General features: G+C 68.2%; 14 protein-coding genes and 2 riboswitches. Of the genes, 3 read left to right on the forward strand and 11 right to left on the reverse strand.

The window, feature by feature from the left end:
- Nucleotides 1–4: 4 nt before the first annotated feature.
- The 10 genes from ALIDE2_RS12595 to ALIDE2_RS12640 all read right to left on the reverse strand — a co-directional run bounded on the left by ALIDE2_RS12595 (nt 5) and on the right by ALIDE2_RS12640 (nt 9,711).
- Entirely contained in the window at nt 5–1,930 is a 1,926-nt protein-coding gene (locus tag ALIDE2_RS12595; protein ID WP_013519160.1) for a sigma-54-dependent Fis family transcriptional regulator, read from the reverse strand.
- A gap of 111 nt (nt 1,931–2,041) precedes the next feature.
- The gene (locus ALIDE2_RS12600) at nt 2,042–2,917 is read right to left on the reverse strand and encodes an alpha/beta fold hydrolase (protein WP_013519161.1); all 876 of its coding nucleotides are present in this window, start codon (nt 2,915–2,917) and stop codon (nt 2,042–2,044) included.
- A gap of 13 nt (nt 2,918–2,930) precedes the next feature.
- Entirely contained in the window at nt 2,931–4,511 is a 1,581-nt protein-coding gene (locus tag ALIDE2_RS12605) for a GMC family oxidoreductase (RefSeq protein ID WP_013519162.1), read from the reverse strand.
- Between the two features lie 32 nt (nt 4,512–4,543).
- Entirely contained in the window at nt 4,544–5,125 is a 582-nt protein-coding gene (locus ALIDE2_RS12610) for a hypothetical protein (RefSeq protein WP_013722211.1), read from the reverse strand.
- A gap of 56 nt (nt 5,126–5,181) precedes the next feature.
- Nucleotides 5,182–5,895 carry a lipoate--protein ligase family protein gene (locus tag ALIDE2_RS12615; protein ID WP_013519164.1) on the reverse strand — a complete coding sequence of 238 codons (714 nt, stop codon included), beginning with the start codon at nt 5,893–5,895 and terminating at the stop codon, nt 5,182–5,184.
- Nucleotides 5,892–6,605: a 2-oxo acid dehydrogenase subunit E2 gene (locus ALIDE2_RS12620; protein ID WP_013519165.1), complete on the reverse strand. Its 714-nt coding sequence runs from the start codon at nt 6,603–6,605 to the stop codon at nt 5,892–5,894. The genes ALIDE2_RS12615 and ALIDE2_RS12620 overlap by 4 nt, the downstream gene beginning before the upstream one ends.
- A complete protein-coding gene (locus tag ALIDE2_RS12625) occupies nt 6,602–6,847 on the reverse strand; it encodes a biotin/lipoyl-containing protein (protein WP_013519166.1) in 246 nt (81 codons plus the stop codon). The genes ALIDE2_RS12620 and ALIDE2_RS12625 overlap by 4 nt, the downstream gene beginning before the upstream one ends.
- On the reverse strand, nt 6,844–7,881 hold the full coding sequence (locus ALIDE2_RS12630; protein ID WP_013519167.1) for an alpha-ketoacid dehydrogenase subunit beta: 1,038 nt from the start codon (nt 7,879–7,881) through the stop codon (nt 6,844–6,846). Before ALIDE2_RS12630 ends, ALIDE2_RS12625 begins: the two co-directional genes overlap by 4 nt.
- Nucleotides 7,882–7,906: 25 nt before the next feature.
- Nucleotides 7,907–8,914 (reverse strand): thiamine pyrophosphate-dependent dehydrogenase E1 component subunit alpha, encoded by a 1,008-nt coding sequence (locus ALIDE2_RS12635; RefSeq protein WP_013519168.1) that lies wholly within the window; start codon nt 8,912–8,914, stop codon nt 7,907–7,909.
- A gap of 335 nt (nt 8,915–9,249) precedes the next feature.
- Nucleotides 9,250–9,711, reverse strand: coding sequence for an Lrp/AsnC family transcriptional regulator (locus ALIDE2_RS12640; RefSeq protein WP_013519169.1), 462 nt, complete (start codon nt 9,709–9,711; stop codon nt 9,250–9,252).
- A gap of 285 nt (nt 9,712–9,996) precedes the next feature.
- Here ALIDE2_RS12640 and ALIDE2_RS12645 point away from each other — a divergent pair, with 285 nt between their 5' ends.
- The 3 genes from ALIDE2_RS12645 (at nt 9,997) to ALIDE2_RS12655 (ending at nt 12,812) form a co-directional block, all read left to right on the forward strand.
- Entirely contained in the window at nt 9,997–10,968 is a 972-nt protein-coding gene (locus ALIDE2_RS12645) for a TRAP transporter substrate-binding protein (protein ID WP_013519170.1), read from the forward strand.
- Between the two features lie 75 nt (nt 10,969–11,043).
- Nucleotides 11,044–11,538 (forward strand): TRAP transporter small permease, encoded by a 495-nt coding sequence (locus tag ALIDE2_RS12650; RefSeq protein ID WP_013519171.1) that lies wholly within the window; start codon nt 11,044–11,046, stop codon nt 11,536–11,538.
- Nucleotides 11,535–12,812 carry a TRAP transporter large permease gene (locus ALIDE2_RS12655; RefSeq protein ID WP_013519172.1) on the forward strand — a complete coding sequence of 426 codons (1,278 nt, stop codon included), beginning with the start codon at nt 11,535–11,537 and terminating at the stop codon, nt 12,810–12,812. The genes ALIDE2_RS12650 and ALIDE2_RS12655 overlap by 4 nt, the downstream gene beginning before the upstream one ends.
- An 18-nt stretch (nt 12,813–12,830) precedes the next feature.
- Here ALIDE2_RS12655 and ALIDE2_RS12660 read toward each other — a convergent pair whose 3' ends face one another.
- Complete coding sequence (locus ALIDE2_RS12660) at nt 12,831–13,898, reverse strand: MBL fold metallo-hydrolase (RefSeq protein WP_013722212.1); 1,068 nt, start codon at nt 13,896–13,898, stop codon at nt 12,831–12,833.
- 71 nt (nt 13,899–13,969) lie between these two features.
- A riboswitch (glycine riboswitch) is annotated at nt 13,970–14,066 on the forward strand.
- A gap of 14 nt (nt 14,067–14,080) precedes the next feature.
- A riboswitch (glycine riboswitch) is annotated at nt 14,081–14,183 on the forward strand.
- Nucleotides 14,184–14,187 lie beyond the last annotated feature (4 nt).

Raw genomic sequence — 14,187 nt, forward strand, 5'->3', positions numbered from 1 at the left:
CGCCTCAATGCCCCAGCCGGTTGGGGCTGACGATCTCCCACCTCTGCATGTGCCGGTACACCGTGGCGCGGCATAGCCCCAGGCTGCGCGCCGTCTCGGTCACGTTCCACTGGTGGGCCTTCAGCGCCTGCAGCAGCGCGTCGCGCCCGCCCGGCGCCCCCGGGACGGCGGTCTCCGCATCCACCCCGCCCAGCGACAGCATCCGCTCGGGCGGCAGCATGGCCGGCTGGCCGCCCCGGATTTCGGCCGGCAGATGCTCCGGGCCCACGGCCTCGCCGCCGCTCAGCGCCATCGCCGTGCGCAGCACGTTCTTCAGCTGCCGGATATTGCCCGGCCAGTCGTGGCGCAGCAGCAGCTGGCGCGCGGCCTCGGTGATGGCCACGGCGCGGCCGTAGAGCTGCTGGCCGTCCTCGCGCAGCAGGCGCTCGATGAGCAGCCCCTTGTCGGCGCGATCGCGCAGCGCCGGCAGCTCCAGCGTCACACTGTTGAGGCGGTAGTACAAGTCCAGCCGGAACTGCCCCTGGGCCACCATCCCGCGCAGGTCGCGGTGCGTGGCGCAGATCAGCTGCACGTCGACGGCGACGGGCTGCTCCGCGCCCAGCGGCGTCACCTCGCGCTCGGCCAGCACGCGCAGCAGCCTCGTCTGCATGGCCTGCGGCATGTCGCCGATCTCGTCGAGGAAGAGCGTGCCGCCATGGGCCTGCGCGATCTTGCCGCGCGCGCCCTTGGTCCGGGCACCGGTGAACGCGCCCTCGCGGTAGCCGAACAATTCGCTCTCGATCAGGGTCTCGGGAATCGCCGCGCAGTTGACCGCCACGAAGGGCCGGGCCCTGCGCGCGCTGGCCTCGTGCATGGCCTTGGCAAAAGCCTCCTTGCCCGAGCCGGATTCGCCATGCAGCAGGATCGCCAGCCCCTTGTCGAGCACGCGCAGCGCCTGCCGCACATTGGTCTGCATCTGCGGGTCGTGGCCGGCAATGGCCTGCAGAGCATCCGCGCCCGCCATGGCGGACGATGCCTGCGCCGGTGCCGCGGACGGCCGCCGGCGCGGTGGCCGCACGAGCGCAAAGCACTGCGTTCCGGTCGGCAGGTGGCGCATCGCCAGCGGATAGCCGCCCTGCCGCGCCGCGTCGGCCACCTGCTCGAAACGGTAGTCGAACACCTCTTCGACGCTGCGGCCCAGGGCCGCGACCAGCGCGCCCTGCTCGCGCAGCGACTGGCTGATCGCCACAATCCGCCCCGTTTCGTCGAGCACGACCATGCCGTCGGCCGAGACTTCGAGAAAATCGCGCCGCCGCGCGAGCTTGAGCACATGGTGGTGCTCGAACTCGTGCAGGAAGTTCGCATCCTCGGCCATGCGGGCCGCGGACTGCACCATCTGCAGCACCAGGTGCTGGCTGCGCCGGTCGTCGGGCGACTCCATCGCCGAGGCATCGAGCACCGCCAGCGGCCGCCCGTCGGGCGCGAAGATGGGCACGGCGCTGCAGGTCAGCGTCTTGTTGGGCGCGCGGAAATGCTCCGCATGGTGCACGGTGATGGCCCGCTGTTCCAGGTTCGCCAGCGCCACTGCGCAGGTGCCCTCCTTCTCCTCGGTCCAGCAGCTGCCCAGCCACAGCCCGGCGCGCCGCCAGTCCTGGTCGAACAGCGGATTGCCGATGAAATCCACCGCCACGCCATGCGTGTCGGCCAGCAACACCACATAGCCCGCGTCGCGGACCTGGCCGAACAGCGCCTCCATGCCGCCGCGGGCGATGCGCATGAAGCGCTCCATGGGTTCGCGATGGTCCTTGAGCGCGGTGGTGGTCAGCACGCGCGGAGGTTCGCCGCGCCCCGGATCCAGCCGGTGCAGCTCGAAAGAGCGCAGCAGCGAGCGTTCGATCAGCGCGACGTCGGCCGGGACGCTGTCAGAAGGCTTCGAGGTGTTCCATGGCATCGTCTGTCTCCATTCGCCTCGCGCTCATCGGCCGAGGTCGGACCTGCATGGGGTGAGACGGCTGCCGCAGGCTGGCCACGGCACCCGTTTCACGCCCGCACATGATAGACCTCAGGCGCCCGCACGGGGTTCAAACATCGACCCGGAGGCTGCCTGTGCCGGTCCGGGGATTGAAGAGACAAGGCAGGCAGGCGGCACGCCCGTTGCCGGCCCCTCCATCCACTCGGCCAGCAGCTGCACCAGCGCGGCGGGCTGGTCCGCATGCAGCCAGTGGCCGGCTTGCGCCAGCTCCACGATGCGCGAGCGCGGAAACAGCCTTCGTATCGTGTTTTCATGCCGCGGCAGCACATAGTTCGAAGTCCCGCCGCGCACGAACAAGGCCTCCACGGCACTCGACGACCGCAGCACCCCGGGCGCAAAGCCCAGCAGCTGCGGCATGGAGCCGCCTATGCCCAGCCAGTGAATGCGCCAGGCCAGATGCCCGTCCCGCCAGGCCAGGTTCTGCAGCAGCATGGCCCGCAGCCGGGCCGAAGGCACGAAGCGTTCGAGCTGCCGGCCGGCGTCCTCCCGCGAACGGGCTGCGGCCAGGTCCAGCCGCAGCGCGGCGCAGACCAGCGCCGAGAAATGGTCGTGGTAGGTTGCCGGCGCCATGTCGAGCACGGCCAGCGCCTCGGTGCGCCGCGGGTGCAGCAGCGCGAATGCCATGGCCACCTTGCCGCCCATGCTGTGGCCGGCGATGCGGGCGCGCGCGATGCCCTGGGCGTCGAGCAGCTCGCGCAGGTCCTCCGCCATTTCGGAGTAGTCCATGGCATCGGCATGCGGCGACAGGCCGTGGTTGCGCAGGTCCACCGCCAGCACGCGTGCGCGTGCCGACAGCGGCGCCGCGATGTGGTGCCACTGCGCGGCGCTGCCGAACAGGCCGTGCAGCAGCACCAGCGGCGCCCCGGCGTCTCCGCCGCCGGGGTAGTCGCGGCAGGACAGCTTCACGCCCTGTCCTCCTTCACAGCTCGCGCCGCTGCATGGCCCCTGCGATGTGCTCCGCCTGCCGGATCGCCAGCGCCACGATGGTCAGCGTGGGATTGGCCGCGGCGCTGGAGGTGAACTGGCTGCCGTCCGAGATGAACAGGTTCTTCACGTCGTGCGCCTGGCCCCACTTGTTGACCACGCCGTCGCCGGCCTTGGCGCTCATGCGGTTGGTGCCCATGTTGTGGCTGGCCGGATAGGCTGGCATGTCGATCACGCGCGTAGCCCCCACGGCCTCCGACAGCTTGCGCCACTGCACCAGGCCGTGGGCGGTGATCCTGTCGTCGTTCTCGTGGTAGGTCTTGGTCACGATGGGCACGGGCAGGCCGTACTGGTCCTTTTCCGTGGGGTGCAGCGTGATGGAGTTCTGCTCGCGCGCCAGGTCCTCGCCGCAGACCCAGACGCAGCTCATGTGGTCGTACATCTCCAGGGCCGAGGCGAAGTCGCGCCCCCAGCCGCCGGGCTTCATGAACGCCGCCGTATACGGCAGGTGCAGGGCCAAGCCCTCGAGGTAGTAGCCGCCGACGAAGCCGCGCCTGGTATCGAGCGGCACCTCGTCGGCCACCACGGCCGCGATGTCGAAGCCCCGGTACATGTAGACAGGCCCCTTGTGGATGGACACTGCCGCCGCCGTGGCGTGGTTCATGTAGTTCCTGCCCACCTGGCCCGAGGAGTTGGCCAGGCCGTTCGGGAACAGGCCCGAGGCCGAGTTCAGCAGCAGCCGCGGCGACTCGATGGAGTTGCCCGCCACGCAGACCACGCGCGCCTTCTGCAGCTGCCTGCGGCCCTTGCCGTCCACATAGAGCACGCCGTTGGCGCGGCCGTCCTTGTCGTGCTGGATCTGCAGCACCATGGACTCGGGCCGCAGCTCGACATGGCCGGTGGCCTGGGCGCGCGGCACCTCGGTGTAGAGCGTGGACCACTTGGCGCCGATCTTGCAGCCCTGCATGCAAAAGCCGATCTGCTGGCAGGCGGGCCGCCCGTCGTAGACCTTGCTGTTGGACGCGGCGGGCCGCACGATATTTCTGTAGCCCACCTTCCGCGCGCCGGCCTCGATCACCTTGTAATGGTTGTTGGGCGGCATGGGCGGCAGGCCGCTGGCCTTGGAGCCCGCCACGCCCATCTTCTTCTCGGCCAGGTCGTAGTACGGCTCCAGCTCGGCCAGCGTGATCGGCCAGTCGAGCACATTGGCGCCTTCGATGGCGCCGTAGGTCGTCCTGGTGCGGAAGTCGTGCTCCTGGAAGCGCAGGGCCACGCCGGACCAGTGCACCGTGGAGCCGCCCACGCCCTTGACGATCCAGGCCGGCAGGTTCGGATAGGTCTGGGTGTGGTGCCAGCCGCCGGCCGAGATGCGCTTGTCCAGCCACGAGATCTTGTTGAACATCGCCCACTCGTCGTTCTCGAAGTCATCGGGCGTGTAGTGCTTGCCGGCCTCCAGCACCACGCACTTGACGCCGCGCTGCGCCAGTTCGTTGGCCAGCGTGCCGCCGCCGGCGCCCGAGCCGACGATCACGACGACGCTGTCGTCATGGAGGGAGAATTGGGTTTGGTCTGCCATGATGGATGTCTCCTTCGCTGCTGCCTGAGCCTTCACAGCCAGTCGATGTCGTCGAAACCGCGGTTCACATAGCCGCCCTTCTGCCACGACGAGCCCTCGTAGCCGAACAGCGGCCACAGCTTCTTGTTGTTGTAGAGGCCGGTGACCAGGCCGCCCTGCACCTTCCTGAAGAACGGCGTGGCCTCGATGTCCTTCAGAAGCGCCACGCGCTCGTCCTCGGTCTTCACCTCGGCATAGGGCACGCCGTAGCGCTGCCTGGCGCGCTGGTCCAGGTCCTTGACGCCCTCGGTCAGCAGCGTCTTCACGCCCTTGTCCTTCGCGGCCGCGGCGTCGTACGGCGCCACGGCCTCGACGTAGAAGCTCTCGGCCAGCTTGTCGTGCGGATAGAGGTCGCGCGCCATGCGCAGCAGGGTCTTGCCGGTGGCTGCGCCCAGGTGGCGAAAGCTCTGCTGGGCCGCCACATCCTTGGCGGCCGCGATGCCGGCCGCGGGAATGACCGCGATGCCGATGGCCCCGAGGCCGCCGCCGCGCAGAAAGCTGCGGCGCTGCAGCGTGGACCGTCTGTCCAGCATCCGCATGGTGCCGGGGGCAAGGTTGTCGTTCAGGTTTTTCATCGTCGTGTCTCCGTCGCTTTATGGGTTGTGAAATCTCAGTCGGGGCGTTCAGCGGCTCACATGGGGCAGGCCTCCTGTTCCAGCGCGGCCTGCAGCGCAAGCCCCAACCGCTGCGCGCATGCCTGGCCATCGAAGTGCGCAGCCAGTTCGGCAGCGCTGACGGTGGTGGCGGCCAGGGTCCGGGCATCGGCCCCACCGCGACCCAGGGCATCGCACATCAGCTGCCACGGCGACGGCTGCAGCAGCACGCCGCCAACCAAGAGCACGCCGCTGGCGCGGCGCACCTGGGCCAGGCCAGCGATCTTGCGGCCCTGGGCCAGCACCTCCCAGGGCGACAGGCCGCCAAAGCAGGCCCAGTCCACCGCCGTGCGCTGCGCCGCCGGCAGGGCCCGCAGCGCCTCCGGGGCCAAGGCCTGCGCGTCCACGCCGCCCTGCTGCAGCACCCGGGCAATGGCCTCGCCCAGCCAGCGGTAGCTGGCCACCAGGCCCTGGCGGGCCAGCGGATGGCCGGCCGGCAGCGCCACCGACAGGCCCAGCATCCACGGCCCGGCCAGCACCGCGCCGCCGCCGGACTGGCGCAGCAGCACCGGCACCTCGCCATCGGCCTGCGCCAGTAGCCGGCGCTGCGAGCAGCCGAGCACGATGGCCGGCGCCTCGTAGCGCCAGAGCCGGAAACCGGGCACAGCCACCGGCTGCGCAAGCTGCTGCTCGTTCCACAGCTGTTCGCGCACGGCCTCGGGCGGCGTCAACGATGGAAGCGCCGCAGTCATGGCCTGCCCGACAGCGAATCGGGGGCTTCGAGGTGGGCCTTGACGGCCTGCAGGAACTGCGCGGCCGGATAGCCGTCGATGGCCCGGTGGTCGAACACCAGGGTCAGCGTCGTCATCGCGGCCACACGCACCTGGCCGTCCCGCACCACGGCACATTCACGCACGCTGCTCACGCCCAGGATCCCCACCTGCGGCGGGTTCAGCACCGGCGTGAACCAGTCGATGCCCGTCATGCCCAGGTTGGTGACCGTGAAGGTCGCGCCCTGGTAGGCCTTGGGCGGCAGCTGGCCGGCGCGGGTGCCGGCCGCCAGCGCGCGCGTTTCCTGTGCCAGCTGCGCCACCGGCTTGGTTTCGGCATCGCGGATCACCGGCACCATCAGCCCCTCGTCCAGCGCCACGGCCAGGCCCAGGTGCACGGCGCCCTGGCACTCGACCACGTTGTCCTTGAGCAGCGCGTTCATGCGCGGGTGCGCTGCCAGCGCCAGCGCCGTGGCGCGCAGCACGCAGGCAGTGATGGTGGGCTTCGCATCGCCCTCCCCCACGGACTGCGCACGTAGCCAGGCCCGGCAGGCCGAGACATCGGCCTCGGCGCCCATGGCCACGCGCGGCGCCTGCCAGCCCAGGGCCATGTTGCGCGCGATGGCGCCGCGCAGGCCCTTGAGGGCAATGCTGGCGCTGCCGGCGCCCGCCTCTGCCACGGCGGCGCTCATGCCAGCGTGCCCAGGCTCTGGCCGGGCTTGAAGGTGCCTTCGGCCGGCACCAGGATGGCCTCGATCACGCCGTCGGCGGGCGCCAGCACCTCGTGGCTGGACTTGACCACCACCACGCTGGCCACCGGCTGCCCGGCCTTGACGCTGTCGCCCACCTTCACCAGCCAGTCCTCGACCAGGGCCTCGGTGCCGGGCTCCACGTCCTGCCAGGCGTCTTGCGAAAGGATGATGTCGGTGCTCATGCGAGGGCTCCTTCGAGCTGCGGCGCGGCCACCAGCTGCCGCGCGGCGGCGGCGATGGCATCGACCTGGGGAATGACGAACTGCTCCAGCGGGCGGCTGTAGGGAATGGGCACGTCGGGCACGGCCAGGCGCCTGACCGGGGCCTTGAGGCGCACGCTGTCGAGGTTCTCGGCCACCAGCGCGGCAATTTCGCCCGACAGGCCGAAGCTCAGGTAATCCTCGTCGGCCACCAGCAGGCGGCCGGTCTTGCGCACGGACTTGAGCACCGCCTCGCGGTCCAGCGGCACGATGGTGCGCAGGTCGATCACCTCGGCCTGGATGCCGGCCTGGGCCAGTTGTTCGGCCGCGAGCAGCGACTTCTGCACCATCTGGCTCAGCGTGACGATGGTCACGTCGCCGCCCTCGCGCACCACCTTGGCCTGGCCGAAGGGGATGGCGTACTGCTCCTCGGGCACCTCGTTGGTGCTGCCCTCGAAGTACGACATCCACGGCAGGCCCATGATGCCCTTGTGATAGAGGAAGACCACGGGGTTGTCGTCGCGGATGGCCTGGGTCATCAGGCCCTTGGCGTCGTAGGCGTTGGACGGCACCACCACCTTCATGCCCGGCATGTGGGCGAAGGTCGCGTACAGGCACTGCGAGTGCTGGGCCGCGTCGTTGTAGCCGCCGCCGATGGCCGACATCAGCACCATGGGCAGCTTGATGTTGCCGCCGGCCATGTAGATGTTCTTGGCCATGTGGTTGTAGATCATGTCCATGCACACGCCGAAGAAGTCCACGAACATCAGCTCCGCGATGGGCCGCATGCCCTCGGCCGCCGCGCCTATGGCCGTGCCGATGAAGGCAGTCTCCGAGATCGGCGTGTCCATGATGCGGTCCTTGCCGTGCCTGGCCAGCAGGCCGCCGGTGGCGCCGAAGATGCCGCCGTACTTGCCGATGTCCTCGCCCATCACGAATACATCGGGATTGCGTTCGATTTCCTGGCCGATGGCTTCCGACACGGCCTGGGCCATGGTCAATTTGCGGGTTGTCATGCTGGTCTCCGAAGTTCTGGGGGCGTTAGCAGAAGACGTGCAGCAGCGCGTCCTCGGGCTTGGGGTACGGGCTGCTGCGGCCGTACTCATAGGCCTCGGCGATGCGGGCGCTGACGCGCTGGCGCAGCGCCTGATCTGCCGCGTCGTCGAGCAGGCCGGAGCGGCGCAGGTGCTCGGCGAGGCGCGGTATCGGGTCGTTCTTGCGCAGCTCGGCCGCCTCGCCCTTGGGGCGGTAGGTCTCCGGGTCGCCCTGGAAGTGGCCCAGGTAGCGGTCGGTCTTGACCTCGATCAGCGTCGGCCCCTCGCCGCGCCGCGCGCGCTCGACGGCCACGCCGGCAGCCTCGTAGACCGCGAGCGCATCGTTCTGGTCCACCAGCACGCCGGGCATGCCGTAGGCGGCGGCGCGGTCGGCGTTCCAGGCCACCGAGGTGGACTCGCTCTTCTCCACCGAGATCGCGTACTTGTTGTCCTCGCAGACGAAGAGCACGGGCAGCTTCCACAGCGCCGCGAGGTTCATCGACTCGTGGAAAGCGCCCTGGTTGGTCGCCCCCTCGCCGAAGAAGGCCACGGCCACCCAGTCCTTGCCGCGCTTCTTGGCAGCCAGCGCGGCGCCGCAGGCCGGCGGCATGCTGGCGCCGATGATGCCGCTGCAGCTGAACTTGTGCGCCGGGTCGAACAAATGCATGTGCCCGCCCTTGCCGCGGCCCAGGCCCGTGTCCTTGCCGAACATCTCGGCCGTCATGGAATTGAGCGGCACGCCCTTGGCGATGGCGAAGTGGTGCGGGCGGTGCGAGCCGACCACGGTGTCGTCGTCGTGCAGATGGGCGCACACGCCGACTGCCACGGGCTCCTGCCCGGCCGCCAGGTGCATCTCGCCCGGCACGGGGCCGGAGCCGATGTCGAAGGCCAGGCCTTTCTGGATATGCGGCGGCAGCTTGCCTTCCATGTAGACCCGGGCCATGGTCTCTTCGTATTCCCGGATCTCGATCATCTTCTCGTACATCCACAGCTTGCGCTCGGTGCTTGGATTCATGGTGATGTCTCCGTCTGTCGTTGGGTACCTGCCCGCCGGATGCGCCGGCCAGGCCATGGATGAACGCGACCGCGCTCACGCCTGTCTCAGCGCAAGCGGTGTGCCAGCCGGCGCTCGAACTCCAACGAATACGGGTAAATCCCAGGAAATACCGGCATGCAAGCCCGGATTCCAGAGGCGCGGCCTTCCGCGCGGCCCGCAGGCCGGGGTTGCCGCGCCGCGGCGCATGCGACAGGTGCAGCAACCGGATGCGACAGTCGTCGCATCGGCATGTCCACGCGGCGACAGATGTCGCAGGGCGGTTTTCAGCGGGCTTCGGTACCTTGCCGCAGGGCCTACCTATCCACGAGCAGCGGCAGGTCGGCCTTCTTGAGCGTGCGCAGCACGAAGCTGGAGCGGCTGTGGCGTATGCCCTTGATCTTGTAGAGCTTCTCGCGCAGCAGGCGCTCGTAGTCGCGCGTGTCTCTGACCACCACGCGCAGCAGGTAGTCGTAATCGCCCGAGACGAGGTGCGCCTCCACCACCTCGGGGATGCTGGCCAGCACCTCGCCGAACTTCTCCAGCGTGTTGTCGGAGTGGCTGTCCAGCGTCACCTGCACGAGCACCGTGTCGGCAAGGTCGAGCGCCTGGGGATTGAGGCGCACGGTGTAGCCCTCGATCACGCCGGCCTCTTCCATTTTCTTGATGCGGCCCCAGCACGGCGATGGGCTCAGGCCCACGGCGGCACCGATTTCCTGCAGGCTGGCGCGCGCATTGGCCTGCAGCACGGAGAGAATTTTTCTGTCGAGGCGATCCATTCGGCCAATTATTCAATAAATCAAAAATGTACAGAATAATTTTCTGCAAACTACCGAAATAAAGAGAAATTCAGCAAATCCATCCGGCGCATGGCGCGCATACTTCATCCCATCAAGGCGCTCTTACCGGAGCGCATGAAACTGACGAGGCCCCGCCTGGTTACCGCCGGGCGGGGGCTTGGCAAGAACGAATCCCCTGCTCTCCCCGAAAACCCCGATGCCCCGGGTTATGCTGCGTTGCCATAATTTTCCAGTGGCATAACCGCAGACACTACAGGAGACGACATGCAACTGACCAAACTTGCGCTGGGCCTGGGCTTGGCACTGGGCATCACCGCAACGGCGTTTGCACAGACGACGATGCGCATCAGCATCTCGGTGGCGCAGAACTCGCACCAGGGCGTGGCGATCGACACCTTCGCCAAGGAGGTCGAGAAGCGCACGGGCGGGCGCTACAAGATCCAGACCTTCTACAACGGCGCACTGGGCGGCGAGCGCGAGTCCATCGAGGCCGTGCAGCTCGGCACGCAGGAGCTGGCGTTCAGCTCCACCGGCCCCGTGCCCAACTTCGTGCCCGAGGCCAAGATCCTCGACGTGCCCTTCCTGTTCCGCGACAAGGCGCATGCGCGCGCCGTGCTCGACGGCCCGATCGGCCAGGAGCTGCTCGGCAAGTTCGACGCCAAGGGCTTCAAGGCCCTGGCCTGGGCCGAGAACGGCTTTCGCCACATGACCAACAGCAAGCGCGACGTGCGCTCGCCCGACGACCTCAAGGGCCTGAAGATGCGCACCATGGAGAACCCGGTGCACATCGCCGCCTACAAGGCCTTCGGCATCATCACCACGCCCATGGCCTTCCCCGAGGTGTTCACCGCGCTGCAGCAGGGCACGGTGGACGGGCAGGAGAACCCGCTGCCTGTCATCATCTCGGCCAAGTTCGACCAGGTGCAGAAGCATCTCTCGCTCACCGGTCACGTGTACTCGCCCTGCATTTTCCTGATGAACAAGGCCGCGTTCGACAAGCTCTCGTCGGCCGACAAGCAGGCTTTTCTCGACGCCGCCAAGGAGGGCGCCAAAGTCAACCGCGCCCGCGTCGACGAGGACGACGCCAAGGGCGTGGCCGACCTGCGCGCCAAGGGCATGACGGTGATCGACAACGTGGACAAGTCCAAGTTCGTCGCCGCGCTCACCCCGGTGAATGCGCAGTTCGAGAAGGAGTTCGGCAAGGCCAATCTGGACAGGATCCGCAACTACAAGTAATGCTCTCGTCTTGATAGCTGCTAGTGCCCGCAGATCATGCGCTGCGGGCTTTTTTGATCCTTTTTTGCCTGACGCATGAAATCCCTTTTCCTTACCTGCGAGCGCTGGAGCAGCGCCATCGCCATGGGCGGCGCCTGCGCCATGCTGGCCCTGGCCGCGACGCTCGGCATGTTCCAGATCCTGATGCGCTTCGTCTTCGAGGAGCCGGCCGAGTGGACCGAGGTGCTGATCCGCTTCAGCCTGATCTGGATGGTGTTCCTGGCCATTCCCATGGCGTTCCGCCAGGGCGCCATGGTCAGCGTGGACGTGCTCTACCGCTGGAGCCCGCCGCGGCTGCGCCGCGTGCTCGACTGGGTGGTGTGCCTGGCGGCCCTGGCGCTCATCGCGATCATCGTCTGGTGGGGCTGGGACTATGCGCGCCGCGGCGGCGTGCAGAGCATGGCGGGACTGGAGTCGGTGTCCATGTTCTGGGCCTACCTGGCCATGCCCGTGGGCGGGCTGTTCAGCGTGCTGGGCATCGTGGGCAACCTGATCGACCCGCAGCGCCATGAACTGGAGACCGCACAATGACCGCCGTGATGATCTCCACCATGGTGCTGTGCTTCGCACTCACCATTTCCGTGGCCGTGTCCATCGGGCTGGCCTCGGTGCTGGGCATACAGGCGTCCAACGCCAACATGCTGATCTCCGTGAAGGAGATGTTCGGCGCCATCAACAAGTTTCCGCTGGCCGCCATCCCCTTCTTCATCCTGGCGGGCAACCTGATGGAGACGGGCGGCATATCGCGCCGCCTGGTCGACTTCGCCAAGAGCATCGTGGGCGGCGTGCAGGGCGGCCTGCCCATGACCTGCGTGCTCACCTGCATGATCTTCGCCGCCGTGTCGGGCTCGTCGGTGGCCACCACGTTCGCCATCGGCTCTATCCTGATCCCGGCGCTGATCAAGCACGGCTACCCCACGAGCTACGCCGCCGCGCTGCAGGCCACGAGCGCCGAGCTGGGCGTGATCATCCCGCCGTCCATCCCCATGATCCTCTACGGCGTCTCCGCCGAGGTGTCGATCGGCGAGCTGTTCATCGCCGGCTTCGGCCCGGGCATCCTGATCAGCGGCGCGCTGATGCTCTTCGTGTGGGCCTATTGCAAGTACAAGGGCTGGGGCAAGCACGACGGCGACGGCCGCATGCCTTTCGGCCGCGCGCTGCTGAAGGCGGGCTGGGCGCTGCTCATGCCGGTGATCATCCTGGGCGGCATCTACGGCGGCATCTTCACGCCCACCGAGGCCTCGGCCGTGGCCGTGTTCTACGCGCTCGTCGTGGGCATGCTGATCTACCGCGAGATCGGCCTCAAGGACCTGTACGCCGTGCTGCGCAAGTCGGCGCTATCGTCGGCGGTGATCATGTTCATCATCGCCAACGCAGGGCTGTTCGCCTTCCTCATCACGCGCGCGGGCGTGCCCGACGCGATCGGGCACTGGCTGCAGGAGGTGCTCAAGTCCCCGGCGTACTTCCTGCTGGGCGTGAACGCGGCACTGTTCGTGATCGGCATGTTCATCGAGACCAGCGCCGCCATCATCGTGCTCGGCCCCATCCTGGCGCCCGTGGCGACGCATTTCGGCATCGACCCGGTGCACTTCGGCCTGATCATGGTGGTGAACTTGGCGCTGGGCATGATCACGCCGCCCTTCGGCGTGAACCTGTTCGCGGCCTGCACGGTGGCGCGCATCTCGCTGGACCGCATCGTCGGCCACCTGCTGCCCTTCGTGTGCGTGATCCTGGCGTGCCTGATGGTCATCACCTACGTGCCGTCGCTGTCGCTGTTCCTGCGCGACCTGGTGTACGCCAGGTAGCGACCGGGCAGGTGCCGCTCAGCCCGGCACCTTCTGGTACCAGGCGCAGCCATCCTCCCCCAGCGTCACCGTGGCTTCGGCGCGCGCCACCAGGTAGTTCAGGTGGGCCAGGCTCTCGCCCGTGGCCAGGCTCATCTGCATGTTGTCGGCAGTGACGGGGCGGGAAAACAGCGCGCCATAGACGTCGACGGCGCGCCGAGGCTCCTGCAGCGCCTCGCGCAGGCGGTCGAGCGCGCGGTGCTGGCTGTCCCTGAGCGCGGCGATGCGGCGATGCAGCCCGCAAAACGGCTGGTTGTGCGCCGGCAGCACCAGCACGTCGTCCGGCACCTCGCGCTCGATCTTGTCCAGCGAGGCCAGCCAGTCGGCCAGCGGGTTGGCGTCGGGCTCGGTGGGGAACACCGATACGTTGGACGAGATGCCCGGCAGCACCTGGTCGCCGGAAATGAACAGCTTGCGCTCGGGGCAGTACAGGCAGACATGCTCGGGCGAGTGGCCGGAGCCCACCACCACGCGCCAGGCCTGCCCGCCTATCGTGATCTCCTCGCCGCCCTGCAGACGCCGGTAGCTGTCGGGCAGCGCGTAGACCATCTTGCCGAAGCTGCCGAAGCGGGTTCGGTAGGTCTCTATGGCCTCCTCGCCCCAGCCCGCGCGCTGCAGGAAGCGGATCGCGTCATCGGGCGCCTCGCGGCCGGTGTCGGCGCCCAGGGCGCGGCAGCTCAGATACTCCAGCCGGCTGATCCACAGGCGGCAGCCAAACTTGCGCGTGAGCCAGCCGGCCATGCCGATGTGGTCCGGGTGCATGTGGGTGACGAAGACGCGCGTCACCCCTTGCGGCAGCACCGTGGCGAACAACTGGCGCCACGCGGCCGCCGTCTCGGTGGACCAGATGCCGGTATCCACCAGCGCCCAGCCTTCGCCGTCGCGGATGGCCCACAGGTTGATGTGGTCGAGCGAGAAAGGCAGGGACATGCGTATCCACCACACGCCCGGGGCTATCTCCTTGGCGCCTCCCCCCTGCGGCACCGGGCCGCAGGGAAGAACCAAGCCGTGTTTGTCGACCACTGTATCCTCGGTGTTCTTTTCCATCGTCGTCCTTCTTCTTTGCCAAAACCGCAGCTTAACGGAGCGCGCCTTTCGCCGCTCTCTGCGGTTAGAATCCACGGCTGTCAGGAGAGAGCCCGCGCGCCATGCGCGGGCCGCCGAAGGCGCAGGCGCAAAGCCTTAACGCTCAGGCAAAAGGACTGACGGCACGCCCGCAGCGATGCGGGCGTTTCCTTGCTGGAGAGAGGCGCCGCCGGCGCCCACCGAAGGAGCAACCCCCGCCGCCGCGGCAGGGCGAATCTCTCAGGTAAAGAGGACAGCAGGGCAGATTCCG

It is taken from the genome of Alicycliphilus denitrificans K601 (assembly GCF_000204645.1).
In the GTDB taxonomy this organism is placed as follows: Bacteria; Pseudomonadota; Gammaproteobacteria; order Burkholderiales; family Burkholderiaceae_C; genus Alicycliphilus; species Alicycliphilus denitrificans.

Coding starts and splice junctions, on each gene's coding strand:
- ALIDE2_RS12655 (WP_013519172.1), top strand. CDS start 11,535: ATGACCGCCGTGATGATCTCCACCATGGTGCTGTGCTTCGCACTCACC.
- ALIDE2_RS12595 (WP_013519160.1), bottom strand. CDS start 1,930: ATGCCATGGAACACCTCGAAGCCTTCTGACAGCGTCCCGGCCGACGTC.
- ALIDE2_RS12650 (WP_013519171.1), top strand. CDS start 11,044: ATGAAATCCCTTTTCCTTACCTGCGAGCGCTGGAGCAGCGCCATCGCC.
- ALIDE2_RS12625 (WP_013519166.1), bottom strand. CDS start 6,847: ATGAGCACCGACATCATCCTTTCGCAAGACGCCTGGCAGGACGTGGAG.
- ALIDE2_RS12615 (WP_013519164.1), bottom strand. CDS start 5,895: ATGACTGCGGCGCTTCCATCGTTGACGCCGCCCGAGGCCGTGCGCGAA.
- ALIDE2_RS12660 (WP_013722212.1), bottom strand. CDS start 13,898: ATGGAAAAGAACACCGAGGATACAGTGGTCGACAAACACGGCTTGGTT.
- ALIDE2_RS12640 (WP_013519169.1), bottom strand. CDS start 9,711: ATGGATCGCCTCGACAGAAAAATTCTCTCCGTGCTGCAGGCCAATGCG.
- ALIDE2_RS12645 (WP_013519170.1), top strand. CDS start 9,997: ATGCAACTGACCAAACTTGCGCTGGGCCTGGGCTTGGCACTGGGCATC.
- ALIDE2_RS12630 (WP_013519167.1), bottom strand. CDS start 7,881: ATGACAACCCGCAAATTGACCATGGCCCAGGCCGTGTCGGAAGCCATC.
- ALIDE2_RS12635 (WP_013519168.1), bottom strand. CDS start 8,914: ATGAATCCAAGCACCGAGCGCAAGCTGTGGATGTACGAGAAGATGATC.
- ALIDE2_RS12605 (WP_013519162.1), bottom strand. CDS start 4,511: ATGGCAGACCAAACCCAATTCTCCCTCCATGACGACAGCGTCGTCGTG.
- ALIDE2_RS12610 (WP_013722211.1), bottom strand. CDS start 5,125: ATGAAAAACCTGAACGACAACCTTGCCCCCGGCACCATGCGGATGCTG.
- ALIDE2_RS12620 (WP_013519165.1), bottom strand. CDS start 6,605: ATGAGCGCCGCCGTGGCAGAGGCGGGCGCCGGCAGCGCCAGCATTGCC.